Origin of the sequence: Endozoicomonas montiporae CL-33 (assembly GCF_001583435.1) — a bacterium.
Lineage (GTDB): Bacteria > Pseudomonadota > Gammaproteobacteria > Pseudomonadales > Endozoicomonadaceae > Endozoicomonas_A > Endozoicomonas_A montiporae.
Window position 1 is genome coordinate 1,265,001 of sequence record NZ_CP013251.1, and the last position, 12,763, is coordinate 1,277,763.

Genomic DNA, 12,763 nt, shown 5'->3' on the forward strand with positions numbered 1-12,763 from the left:
GGTGGTTCTGAATGGAAGGGCCATCGCTCAACGGATAAAAGGTACTCCGGGGATAACAGGCTGATACCGCCCAAGAGTTCACATCGACGGCGGTGTTTGGCACCTCGATGTCGGCTCATCACATCCTGGGGCTGAAGCCGGTCCCAAGGGTATGGCTGTTCGCCATTTAAAGTGGTACGCGAGCTGGGTTTAGAACGTCGTGAGACAGTTCGGTCCCTATCTGCCGTGGACGTTGGAAGTTTGAGGAGAGCTGCTCCTAGTACGAGAGGACCGGAGTGGACGAACCACTGGTGTTCGGGTTGTGTCGCCAGACGCATTGCCCGGTAGCTAAGTTCGGACGGGATAACCGCTGAAAGCATCTAAGCGGGAAGCCCCCTTCAAGATGAGACTTCCCTTGGCCCTAGAGGTCACATAAGAGACGTTGAAGACTACGACGTTGATAGGCTGGGTGTGTAAGCGCTGTGAGGCGTTGAGCTAACCAGTACTAATGACTCGAGAGGCTTGACCATATAACGCCAAAGCGATCTGGTTAACAACTAGAGCCATACGCTAGAGAGTGTAAAGCAAGAAAAACTCAAAAAGCTTATTAAGAAACAGGATTCCAGAGTACTAGTCACTAGTTACTAGAAACTAGTCACTCAAAAGAATTTGCCTGGTGACCATAGAGCGTTGGAACCACCCGATCCCATCCCGAACTCGGAAGTGAAACGATGCATCGCCGATGGTAGTGTGGGGATTCCCCATGTGAGAGTAGGTCATCGCCAGGCACTCATTAAGAAACGCTGGATACGTTCCAGCGTTTTTGTTTCGAAGCAATTATTCGTAAGACTTGGGAACACACAAAATTTGCCTGATAACCACAGAGCGTTGGAACCACCCGATCCCATCCCGAACTCGGCAGTGAAACGATGCATCGCCGATGGTAGTGTGGGGATTCCCCATGTGAGAGTAGGTCATTGTCAGGCACTCACTAGAAAACCCTGATAGAGAAATCTGTCAGGGTTTTTGCTATGTCGGAAAAAAGTACAAAGAAGAAACCGTCGTCGATGGTAGTGTGGGCTCTCTATGGAACGAGCCCATGTGAGAGTAGGTCATTGTCAGGCACTCATTAGAAAACCCTGATAGAGCAATCTGTCAGGGTTTTTGCTATGTCGGAAAAAAGTACAAAGAAGAAACCGTCGTCGATGGTAGTGTGGGCTCTCTATGGAACGAGCCCATTTGAGAGTAGGTCATTGTCAGGTACTCATTAGAAAACCCTGATAGAGAAATCTGTCGGGGTTTTTGCTATGTCCAGAAAAAGTATAAGAACAGAACGGCCCCATCGATGATGTTGGTAAAAGTTGCTCCCTGACTCTGGCGTCCTATCTCCTAATAACTGCGATTGGTGTAACTCCTGAACCCCTTCGGTCGTACATTTTCTGCTCTTTAGTCACCTATAGCTATCGTGTGGACAGTTGATGAGAGAGTTCTGGTGTACTCTGAAAGGCATAAAAGAGTAGGTCGTTGACGGGAGTGCGTCATAAAGCCTTTACAGAGTAATCTACCAGGACTGTAGTTATGTGTGGAAAACACCAGCGAATTATTTTTTATTGCATTGTATTCATGGTCCGGATGAAATAAAAAAAGCCCTCAGACGCTCGTGATCCGGGGCTTTGATTGTGTCACAGACTGCCTGTAGATGAGGCTTATTCAGCTTTGGGGCAACACATAGAAAAAAATAGTCGTGTAATGGCAAAGGCTTCCGGCTAAAACAAACAGGTGCCAGATGGCATGGTTGTAGGGTAACTTTTTCCAGACGTAAAACAGGACGCCGAGAGTGTATGACAGCCCTCCGGCAATTAACCAGGCCATACCGCCAGCTGACAGGTTTTGGGTCAGTTCCTGTCCGGCAAACAATGCCAGCCAGCCCATACCGACGTAGGTCAGTAGTGATAGCTTTTTGAACCTGTGTCTGAAGGCCAGTTTAAAAATGATGCCTGTCAAAGCGAGTAGCCATATGATGGCAAACAGCACCCAGCCCATCAGGCCTCGCAAAGTAACCAGCAGAAAAGGTGTATAAGTCCCTGCAATTAACAGGTAGATGGCACAATGGTCTAGTAATTTGAAGACTCTCTTGGCTTTTTCATTCTGAAAACTGTGATAAAGAGTAGACATCAGAAACAGAAGTATCATGCTTCCGCCGTAAATACTGAAACTAACTACACGCCAAGCGTCGCCTTGCATGGCAGCGTAAGTCACCAACAGTGTCAGCCCTGCTACACTTAGCAAGGCTCCAATACCGTGCGTTACGCTATTGGCTATTTCTTCCCCAAGGCTATAAGACCGGTTGAGCATAGGTGGTTTTGGGAGTGAGTAGCGATTCATGGACAGTCATAAGCAGGTTGATTCGAGAAAGGATCATACTGCGCTTTTTTGTCAAATGACATGGAAAAAAAACTGTTTAAATCCCGACGTGCTTGAATTTTACCGTGAGCTTACTTCCGGTAGCTTCATTGAACAGGTTGTTGAGCGTAACATTTCGGGGAATGCCTCCACATCGCTGGAGTAGCAAACATTTTCTGGACTCTGAAGTTCAAGCTGTAAGAGGTGCGATAGATATCATGAGAACCATTGGTCGTTTTGCGATGGTGTTGACCGTTGGCTCTATGCTGGCAGCGTGCAGTTCAACGCATAAGCCGGTTGTTGTCACGCCGGATATGCTGCAGGGGCAGATCTGGGTGATGAGCTCATTGAATGGCGAGGCTCCGGTAGGCGGCAAGCGTGTCACTATGGAGCTGACGCAGGGTTCAGCCTCTCAGGGTAAGGTTAATGGCAGAGGCCCCTGTAATAGTTACTTTGGTGGTTATCAGATAGAGAAAGGTGCGGTTTCATTTGGGCGTATAGGCTCAACCATGATGGCCTGTCGCGAACCGGTTATGCAGCAGGAAATGGCATTCCATACCACACTTCAGAAAACCAACCAGATGCTTATGGACGGTAGAACACTGACGTTAAAAGAAGCCGGTGGTCAGGATTCCATTGTATTTATGGCTGAAACCGGCCGGGTTAAAGGTGAAGTCCAGTCCTCCACCGGAGGCTTCCCGCGTAACTCACAGATGACGATTCGACTCAGTGATGTCAGCAAGCAGGATACTCAGTTACAGATCATTGGTGAGCAGAAAATCAAGCTGAAAGGTGAACTGCACGGCCCGGTAGCGTTTGATCTGCCCTATGCCCCGCATCTTATTCAGGCAGGGCATACCTATGCGGTTTCTGTCGAGGTTCGCCAGAATGGCAAGCTGCTCTATACCAGCAAGAGCCACTATCCTCTGAACTTAGATAAAGCGGCACTGGACGTTAAAGCCGAGCCTGTGAAGACTATGTAACTTCATAAGTGGTGGTTTGTTGCTAGCTTATAAAGCTGGCAACAAACGTCCTTATGAGTACTTTGCCAGCAGGCGATCCAGCTGGTTTGCAAAGGCCTGACGATCCTGGGCAGAGAGAGAAGATGGCCCACCGGTGTCTATCCCGCTGCTGCGCAGTTCATCCATAAAATTCCTCATCGATAAACGTTGTTGCACGTTTTCTTTTGTATATAACTCACCTCTTGGATTCAGTGCCAGGGCATTTTTGTTGACCACATCTGCGGCGAGAGGGATGTCGGCAGTGATCACCAGCTCATCCGGCTGGACATGCTGGGCAATGTAATTATCCGCTACGTCGAAACCGGCAGGCACCTGTACTGCTTTTATCAGGGCAGAAGGTGGTGTTCGCAGATATTGGTTAGCAACCAGCGTTAAAGGAATTTTGACGCGTTCAGCAGCCCGAAACAAAATGTCTTTAATAACGTTTGGACAGGCATCGGCATCGACCCAGATGTGCATCTATAAGACCTCGTGACTGGAACGCAAGCACTCAACCATACGAAATCATATTTTCTGACTTATTGGTCAAGCACTCTGACTGCGTTGCAACTCTGGTCACATAGCATGTTATGCTCCCGCCGTTGCGCCTTGCAGAGTACCTGCTCAATAAGCCAGAAATATTCGATTACGTATGGCCGAGTACTTAGATCAATACAATAGTTCCAGATCATGTTATAAAAAAAACAGTTAAGAGCACAATTATAAAGCATTGGGTACAGGATTGACCGTGACGACAGAGATTACCGATAAGTCCCTGCACTATTTTTCATCCCGGCCCCGGGGGAAGCATCACCGTCATATTCCCATGGAAACGCCCCATAATCTTCGAACCTTGGCAGGTATCAGCACACAGGATGGTTCTGTTATTGCGAGTGGAAAACTTTATCGTTCAGATTCAATAGCGCAACTACCAACACTCAGTCAGAAGTACCTTGACGCTCTCGATTTAAGAGTGGTTACAGACTTCCGTTCCAGTCTCGAACAGCAAAATACCCCTCATCAACGGTGTGTGGAAAGCATTCGGGTGATTCATCGACCTATACCGGTGATGGGTGATAATGGCAGAGCAGAGATGACCAGGGTTTTGCAGACCGTTGATTCTGCAGATGAAGTAGCTCGATGGTTGAGTGACCTGTATTGCAGTATGGTGATTGATTTCAGTGATGTTTACGCTGAGTGGTTACACAGTCTGCTGAGTGTTGACAGTTATCCTCAGCTTTATCATTGCACAGCAGGAAAAGACCGAACGGGTGTAGCAACGGCTTTGTTACTGAAGCTTCTGGACGTCGATGACGGTCAGATTATGGAAGACTATCTGTTGTCGAATGATCTGTCTGCTGACTACATAACCGCTCGTATGACGGGAAAATCGACCTTCAGCTGGATGCCAGAGAAAGCCAGTACTGATTTGCTGCGTCCGTTGCTGAGTGTGCAGAAAGAGTTTTTGCAGGTTATGTTCAGCCATATTAATGAAGAATGTGGCAGCTTTTCGCATTACGCACAACAGCGGCTTGGTATGGCAGAGAAAGAGATCCGCCAGTTGAAAAACAATCTGCTTTCACCTCAATAGCCCCTTTGGCAGACGGTTATCAGTGATGTGCTAAATCTGTTACAGTCTGCTGGCCTTCTAACAACACTAAAAGGTTATTGTTTATGCAGTTCCGCCCGTGTATTGATCTACACAATGGCAAGGTCAAACAGATCGTTGGCAGTTCGTTAACCGATTCCGATAACTCGGCGTCTGTAAATTTTGAAAGCGACCAGTCTCCTGCAGAGTTTGCTGCCCTTTATCGCAGAGACAGCCTCTTGGGTGGGCATGTGATTAAATTGGGTCCGGGTAATGAATCTGCTGCCAAGGAAGCACTTGCTGCCTGGCCGGGAGGTTTGCAGATAGGGGGTGGTATTACAGCAGACAATGCTGCGGACTATCTGGCTATGGGGGCTTCTCATGTGGTGGTGACATCCTATGTCTTTAGGGATGGTAAAGTGCACCATGAAAACCTTCAAAAGCTGGTCAAAGCCGTAGGCCGGGAACGACTGGTTCTGGATTTGTCGTGCAAACAGAAAGACGGACGCTACTTTATTGTCACAGATCGCTGGCAGAAATTTACGGAAACAGAAGTTTGCCCGGAGACACTGCAGCAACTGGCAGGCTCCTGTGACGAAATTCTGGTTCATGCGGCGTCGGTTGAAGGGATGATGGCCGGACCTGACTTGCAGCTGGTTGCCCTGCTGGCAGAGCATTCACCGGTTCCGGTGACCTACGCCGGTGGCATTGCCAGTCTTGACGATCTTGAGTCAATCAGGAAAGCGGGAAATAATAAGGTCCATATCACCGTTGGCAGCGCACTGGATATATTCGGTGGCACATTGGAATATCGAGACGTTGTTGAATATTGTCGTTTGTAAGAAATACAAAAAAAGGATTCGTTACTGAATCCTTTTTTTTACCCGTCTTTATTATGGAAGCTGGCTCTACGAAAATGAACTTGAGCCTTTGTATATATTGTTTATTAAATAACAAGATCGAGCGTTCTGTATTTTTGAAAGCTTATTTCAGCTTACCTTCCCGGCGCCATTTAGTTTCCTGGGAAGTTTCGTCCAATCGTTCCCAGCGTTGACGCCAGTTATTTTTCTTACAGTTTGTCAGAGTGTTATTTTCGGTTTCGGTGCATGGCACGCTTTGATCACAATTGTAGTTATTCATTGTTTAATACCTGTATCAATTAAATAAATTGTCCTCTTACGGTCTCTACTTATAGAAGGCATATAAAAATGGTCGTCTATGCCTGCGTGTGAGACGAAGGATTGTGCAGTCACACAAATAAACAGAATGTTGAGTATAAATCCAACAATTCAGCCAATACATTCATGCTATCACAGTCAATTTAGTAATAAAGGATTATTGTTAAATCTTTATGACATTTCGATATTAATTGTTGATCCAGAGCAAAAGTTGTCCGGTGGCGTTTATTAGCTTTATAAAAAAAAGAGATTCAGGGAAGGATTGACTCAAGAATACTGATTTTGTCGTGTGTTATAAGTTGAATAGTGTGAATCGTATTCCATAAATAGTTTCGGAAAAATATTCTTTAGAACTAACATTTTATAGAAAATTAATCCTGTGACAGTGGATTCAATGGCGGAGAACGAAAGCACATTCTTGCTCTTGCTGCTTACAATAAGTGAGGCAAAACTTATTTTTCGGGATGTCCGGAGGCATTATGGATAACGCTCATGAGTGGGTGAATGAGGCCATTCGCAAAATTGAAGCTGATTTTCAACGCAGCGCGGATACACATTTAATTAAACTTGATCTGCCGTCTGTTCAGGGTGTGGACCTTTACCTGAAAGATGAAAGTACTCACCCGACGGGCAGCCTGAAGCATCGTCTGGCACGTTCTCTGTTCCTGTATGCTCTGTGTAATGGCTGGGTGAAGCAAGATACCCCCATCATTGAATCTTCCTCCGGCAGCACCGCTATATCAGAAGCTTACTTTGCCCGCTTGCTGGGTCTGCCGTTCATTGCTGTTATTCCCAAAAGCACGGCCAGCAAAAAAATTCGGCAGATTGAATTTTATGGTGGACGCTGTCACCTGGTGGATCACTCCAGCCAGATTTATGCCGAGTCGAGACGGTTGGCTAAGGAAATGAATGGTCATTATATGGATCAGTTCACCTATGCCGAGCGTGCTACCGACTGGCGAGGCAATAACAATATTGCCAACTCCATGTTTGAGCAGATGAAGCTTGAGCAGTACCCTGAACCCCGCTATGTGGTGATGAGTCCGGGAACGGGCGGTACATCCGCTACTATTGGTCGTTATATTCGTTATCAGCAGCTCAATACCCGACTGTGTGTCGTTGACCCGGACAACTCTGTTTTTCTGGATTACTACAACACGGGTGATGAGTCTCTGACACTGGATTCGGGCTCCCGAATAGAGGGCATTGGAAGACCCAGAGTTGAGCCTTCATTTATTCCCGGTGTTGTGGATGAAATGCGTCATATTCCGGATACAGCCTCCATTGCCACCATTCACTGGCTGGAAAAGCTGTTGGGTCGAAAAGTCGGGCCCAGTACCGGTACCAATCTGTTTGGTGCCCTTCAAATTGCCAGTGAAATGAAAGCTCGTGGTGAAACAGGGTCAGTGGTCACCCTCATCTGCGACAGTGGCGAGCGCTACCTTGACACCTGTTACGATGAACAGTGGATTGCCAGCCAGATTGGAGACATAGCGCCATGGTTACGCAGGCTGGAATGTTTTTATCTTGATGGTGTGCTGGATACCTGAAGCCTTCCAGGAGCCTGTCGGACTTAGCCGACCGTAGCGAGAAAAAGTCCGGTTTGAGACAGTTTTGACGATCATTTGAGGCGAATAGCGAGCTATTCAACGAAAAGGATCGTCAAAAATGACCAAATCCGGCTTTTTCGCATTAGGTCAGTGGTAAGTCCGACAGGCTCCTAGCTACTACTGATAATGGCAGAGAGTCAAAATGTTGCCCCTGTCTCTCTGCTTCTCCTGCCGGTTGTCAAAATCGTGTGCGATGACACGATTTCTGGCCAGAGCCGGAGGGTTGTTGTGTCCTATAGTGAAAAAAGGTCATGACAACAAGTACAATGCCACCATGAGCATGGATTCTCTGAATGGTCCCCGGCGGCCAGCTTCTGCTTCTCCAGTTTCGCATCCGCCTAAACAGGGGGCTACCGAGGCGGATAACGAGTCTGTTCATCAGAACCGAAAGGTGTCGGTTCACTCTGATACTGGTCGTATGGTTCCCAGCTTAAAGAACACGCATGAACAACACTTCTTACCTTTGACGCATCGAGACAAAATCACGCAGCCTGCCAGACGGGTTAAGCCCGGCAAGATGATCGATTTTTTTTCCTCGCTGGCGATGCCGGTTGTGACCAGAGGCTTAAATGAGAAACCCAGAAAAACACTACAAGAACTGAAAAGGAAAAAGAAAGCGCTCAAAGCTGGATATCAGGATGATGCTGACAGTCTGAAGAAGGTAAACAGACAGCTGGCTAAGACCCAAAAGAAACTGACTGCCCTGAGAACGAAATACAAAACCCTCAAACCAAAAGAATATCAGTCGCTGGTGAGAGCATTAGACGATCAGGGCAATTTGCTTACACTCAAGTCAGAGCTGGAATCAGCACAGGCTCACTATGGCACCGAGATTGACCTGATTAAGCAGATTGAAACCAAGCTCAGGCACCAGCGTGACAAGACAGAATCCTTTCTTAAAGCGGCTGTTAAATCGGGAGCAAGGCTGCTTAGTGGCCTTCAGCAGATTTATACAGCCAAAGCTGATCCGGCGAATCAAGAAGCGGTCTACCAGATTGACCTTGGTGATGTGACATTAACCGATGCGGGTTATTACGACGTAAAACTGGAAGCCTTGCAGGCTCGCATTGATCGCTGCTCAATGGAGGGAGATAATTTTGTTATTAATGTGGCGGAATGTTCGGCCAGATGCCAATCCAGATCCGGCGATTCAGCGTTTGAAGAACCTGTTGAATTAGCGGGAGCATTCAGTTTTACCATCAAGCCTCCTCTTGCGGCTGAAATACTCGATATTATGAAGAGTGCGCCCCATAAGGTTCCGGGCAAAATTCAGAAAGTATGGGCAGAGTTTAAAGCGAATGAGTTGAATCCGGACACTAGCGAACCCCGTTCTAAATGGTTGGATTTTATTGATATTCATATTGATGGCGTCAGCCAGAAACAGGAAACCGGAGGGTGTTTTGATCTGTTGAATCAGGCTGGCGGACAAATTTTGTTGAAGTTGCTTTCACCGGTGATCAGCAGCACTAAACGGCATACAGATGATGCGGCTTTATCAGACTTACAGTACAACATTATCCATCATCACAAAGAAGTTCAGCGTCATCAACAGAGTGGTCAGTTACTGGGTACTTTTGCTACAGAGTTACAGCAGGATATACAGGCACTGGAAGCAGCCGGACAAAGAAGCGATGAGCTACAGGCGTTAAAACAAAGAGTCAGTTCCCAGATAGATACAGCCGCTAAAGAAGAAGCAACCTATCACAAAGCTGAGTCCGAGGAAGAATCAAGACTGGCAGTCGCTCAGTCAGTTGCCCGGGGCAGGGATGGTTGGCTGGAAGGCTTCGATAATATGGTGGATGTGCTGTTTTCGTTGCGTGGTGCGATGCTGAATGCGTCTGAAGAAAACCCCTCGATGATTGACGTCAAGCCTCAGAAAATTCGTGTGGGAGAATCGGGCTATGTCGAGGTCGATAATCTTCAGGTGCAGGTATCCGATATCGAGATGACCCATGGGGGCGTGTTAACCATCACAGTCCCCCGAGCTTCGGCAAAAATGACGGTGGGGAATGAGCTGCAAAACCCTCAATCCGAAGATATGATCTTGTCGGGTTTGAAGCTGACGCTGAACCCGCCTCTGGGCAAACTGGCCTGGGAATTGTTGAATCTCAAGTTCCCGATCAGCGCCAGTCATTTTAACGAGTTGAGAAGGCAATACAATGTACTGACTTCAGAAGCGCCTCTGGTTGGAGCGGGACCAGCTTTACCGGCATTAAAAGACTTAATCAGCTTTCAGCTTGAAAAGGTTGAAAGTGCATCCGGCGTGAAGATACCCGCAGACGAGGAAGCGAACGCTGCTGGATTGGCGGACAAAGTGAGTGTACTGGCAGGCACCGAGGTTAATGAAAAAGAGTTGCAGTCCTTTTTGGGGCGTTTTGTCACCATGTCCGACGGGAGTCAGAGAGAGGTAAAAAGCCTTCTGTCCATGGCACTGCTCGGGCTTGGCCATGCGGCCGGCCCAAGTCCACGGAATGAAGAAAGCATCAGACGACTGGCGTCTAAAATTGCAGCCTCCAATAAGCAAGGCTTTGATGAGTGGGAGGTGGTTAAGGATGAGCAGGAGTTTGAAGCGACAGACCATTTGGATAAGCCTCCGGTAACCAATGAAGCAAAAACGGAAGACGCTCTGGATGACGATGATGAGAATGAGCTGTTTGAGGACGCCCGGAGTGAGTTTTCTGATCAAGACAGTGTTGATGCTCCTTCCCAAGCGCAGCCAATGGTGACTGAGCCAGAGCAATCGGAAGAGGAAAAAGTGGAGGCGCTGATTCAAAAGAAATCGAGATTGATAGAAGACAGTGCAGTTCAGGAACGTGCTTTTGAAGTCAGTACAGACTTGCGATCATTAATGGGTCAGCTCAAAGGCTTTTTCTCGTTTTTCCTTGGCAAATCCAGTGATGTATTGACTGTGACCAATCGGGTTGGGGAACGGGGAGTCTCCACGGTACGATTAAAGAAAGGCAACTTCCTTAGGCGTATAGTGGTTAACTGGATGTTGAAAAAATCCTTAAAGCGTCGGGCCGGTACCATTGTTGCCTTGTCTGATGACCATCAAAGTCTGGTTTTAAAGTTGCGTGAGCCTGATCGCTCTATGCGAATTCTTCCAGGCTCACCTCAGGATGATTCCTGAAGCCTTCCCGGTCTCTGGATGATGTCTCTGGAGAGAACGATCTTAGCCTGATCAGATTCACCCACAAGACTGGACATAAGCAGATCAACAGTATGTTCAGCCATACGCGTGTAATCCTGTGGTGCTGAGTGAATAGAGAATGGCAGCAAGTCCAGAATCATATTATCGCCAAATGTTGCCCAGTTGGGGCGATCCGGTAAAAAACGGTAGTGCTCCCGGACAAAGGAGAGGACGCCTTCCATTAAGGTGAATGAGGCCGTCAGCAGATTTTCCGGCATTGCCTGATGTTGCCTGAAATACTCTGCCATCATTTGATAACCTGCTTCAGCCGTGTAGTTCATGTGGAAAATACGATCATTCATCACAGGTATTCGGGCATTCTCCAATACTTCACAGTACCCCTGCAGCCGCTTCTGGCTGTTTCCCATGGTTAAGACGCCACCAAAATAAACCGGCTGCTGCTGATTGACTTGCACTAACAGAGAGGTCAGCTGTTTTACCGTGTCCGGATCGTTACTGATGACATAGTGGTAGTGGCTGTTCGGAATGTTACGGTCAATCATGATCACCGGTGCCCGGCTGCCGGTCAGTTCCCGGTAGACTTCATCACTGTCGTGACAGCTGACCGTGACAAAGGCATCCACCTGTTGCCCGGTCAGTGCACGCAATGCGCGGGATTCCACTTCTGCATCATCCTCAGAACAGCTCATGATCAGGTGGTAACCCAATGCTCTCAGCCTCAGCTCAAGGGTTTTTGCAAAACGGGCAAACCCCTGATGCGTCAGCTCGGGAACAATCAGTGCAACCAGTCTGCTGGTGTGGTTGCGCAGACCAGCCGCCTGTATATTGGCAATGTAATGGTACTTTTCTGCCAGCGCAGTCACCCGTTCCTGTGTCACCTTGCTGATGCGATACTGCTCAGCACGGCCGTTCAGAATTATACTGGCTGTTGCTTTGGAAACGCCTGCCAGACGCGCCAGTTCTTCCAGTTTCATATCATCGTAAAGTACTGCGGATAGCCTACAACAGAAGCATAGTTGTTATTTCAAAGATTGCTTTTTAAACCAAAGGCTATTTGAGCTTATATTAAAAAACAAAAAGTTAAGACAGATTTGATCTGAGCAGGCTAAATCGGTTCAGCTATAGTTCATCGGGTATTCACGGATGATGAAACAGAAGACTGTCGTATGTTAAGGGTTAACTCTGACAACTCGAATATGTTAATGATGTTTAATACCAATTCATATTTGGAAGATGGAATTGGTATAAGATAGCTGGCAGGTACTTCGCTGAAGGCGATCTACCTGATGGTTTGTCCTATGAGCCAATTATTAAAGTCGCATATATTTTTACAGCAGTTTGCACCGAGCAAATATCAGGCGTTGAAACTGGCTTGTCTGAAGCTGGTTGAAGCAGGTATGGTGTGCCCGGGTTATTTTCACGGTATGTGCAGGCGCGAACTTTTGTCGTCTACTTATCTGGATAACGGGATCGCAGTACCACACAGTGTGCCCGACACGCGCTCGGAGATAAATTATAGCGGTATGATTATCATACAGTTTCCACGAGGCGTTAACTGGGGAAATAATGACCGGACTTTCCTCCTGTGTGCACTGGCAGCCCGGGGCAAAGAACATTTGCAGATGCTCAGTCATCTGGCCTGTTCTCTTGATGATACCGACCTGTGCCGCAAACTGGCGGTGACAGAAGAGGTTGAGCACATTTACCAATCAGTAACCCGACTTTTTTAACGGATTATTCAGTGTTCTGGTTTATATACCCGTTTCCATTGGAGATGTGGGTAGGCGGCAAACGAGTGAAGCCCCATGAGCCTACGAGTAGTAGGCGATTGGGGTGAGTGGCGACTGCATGGA

General features: G+C 47.5%; 9 protein-coding genes and 3 rRNA genes (1 of these 12 running past the window's edge). 9 read left to right on the top strand and 3 right to left on the bottom strand.

Annotation, left to right across the window (positions count from 1 at the left end; translation table 11 throughout):
- From EZMO1_RS05550 to rrf (EZMO1_RS05560), 3 genes are all read left to right on the top strand, one after another.
- Positions 1 to 509 (top strand): 23S ribosomal RNA (locus tag EZMO1_RS05550); it begins 2,448 nt to the left of the window's first position.
- A 142-nt stretch (positions 510 to 651) separates the two neighbouring features.
- Positions 652 to 767 (top strand): 5S ribosomal RNA (rrf, locus tag EZMO1_RS05555).
- An 82-nt stretch (positions 768 to 849) separates the two neighbouring features.
- Positions 850 to 965: ribosomal RNA gene (gene rrf, locus EZMO1_RS05560) — 5S ribosomal RNA — on the top strand.
- A 724-nt stretch (positions 966 to 1,689) separates the two neighbouring features.
- On the opposite strand, the gene trhA is transcribed toward rrf (EZMO1_RS05560), so the two are convergent.
- Positions 1,690 to 2,364: a PAQR family membrane homeostasis protein TrhA gene (gene trhA, locus EZMO1_RS05565; protein WP_201772169.1), complete on the bottom strand. Its 675-nt coding sequence runs from the start codon at positions 2,362 to 2,364 to the stop codon at positions 1,690 to 1,692.
- Between the two features lie 161 nt (positions 2,365 to 2,525).
- On the opposite strand from trhA, the gene EZMO1_RS05570 reads away from it, so the two are divergent.
- Complete coding sequence (locus EZMO1_RS05570) at positions 2,526 to 3,365, top strand: META domain-containing protein (protein ID WP_034874880.1); 840 nt, start codon at positions 2,526 to 2,528, stop codon at positions 3,363 to 3,365.
- A gap of 51 nt (positions 3,366 to 3,416) precedes the next feature.
- Here EZMO1_RS05570 and EZMO1_RS05575 read toward each other — a convergent pair whose 3' ends face one another.
- Complete coding sequence (locus EZMO1_RS05575) at positions 3,417 to 3,863, bottom strand: YaiI/YqxD family protein (protein ID WP_034874878.1); 447 nt, start codon at positions 3,861 to 3,863, stop codon at positions 3,417 to 3,419.
- A gap of 268 nt (positions 3,864 to 4,131) precedes the next feature.
- Here EZMO1_RS05575 and EZMO1_RS05580 point away from each other — a divergent pair, with 268 nt between their 5' ends.
- From EZMO1_RS05580 to EZMO1_RS05595, 4 genes are all read left to right on the top strand, one after another.
- Positions 4,132 to 4,974 (top strand): tyrosine-protein phosphatase, encoded by an 843-nt coding sequence (locus EZMO1_RS05580; RefSeq protein ID WP_034874876.1) that lies wholly within the window; start codon positions 4,132 to 4,134, stop codon positions 4,972 to 4,974.
- An 83-nt stretch (positions 4,975 to 5,057) separates the two neighbouring features.
- Positions 5,058 to 5,813 (top strand): phosphoribosylformimino-5-aminoimidazole carboxamide ribotide isomerase, encoded by a 756-nt coding sequence (hisA, locus tag EZMO1_RS05585; protein WP_034874873.1) that lies wholly within the window; start codon positions 5,058 to 5,060, stop codon positions 5,811 to 5,813.
- Between the two features lie 815 nt (positions 5,814 to 6,628).
- Positions 6,629 to 7,699 carry a PLP-dependent cysteine synthase family protein gene (locus EZMO1_RS05590; protein WP_034874871.1) on the top strand — a complete coding sequence of 357 codons (1,071 nt, stop codon included), beginning with the start codon at positions 6,629 to 6,631 and terminating at the stop codon, positions 7,697 to 7,699.
- A gap of 253 nt (positions 7,700 to 7,952) precedes the next feature.
- Complete coding sequence (locus EZMO1_RS05595; RefSeq protein ID WP_145912484.1) at positions 7,953 to 10,889, top strand: hypothetical protein; 2,937 nt, start codon at positions 7,953 to 7,955, stop codon at positions 10,887 to 10,889.
- Here the strand turns inward: EZMO1_RS05595 and EZMO1_RS05600 are convergent.
- Entirely contained in the window at positions 10,874 to 11,884 is a 1,011-nt protein-coding gene (locus EZMO1_RS05600; protein ID WP_034874868.1) for a LacI family DNA-binding transcriptional regulator, read from the bottom strand. The genes EZMO1_RS05595 and EZMO1_RS05600 overlap by 16 nt on opposite strands.
- 324 nt (positions 11,885 to 12,208) lie before the next feature.
- On the opposite strand from EZMO1_RS05600, the gene EZMO1_RS05605 reads away from it, so the two are divergent.
- Positions 12,209 to 12,640 (top strand): PTS mannitol transporter subunit IIA, encoded by a 432-nt coding sequence (locus EZMO1_RS05605; RefSeq protein ID WP_051789798.1) that lies wholly within the window; start codon positions 12,209 to 12,211, stop codon positions 12,638 to 12,640.
- Positions 12,641 to 12,763: the final 123 nt, after the last annotated feature.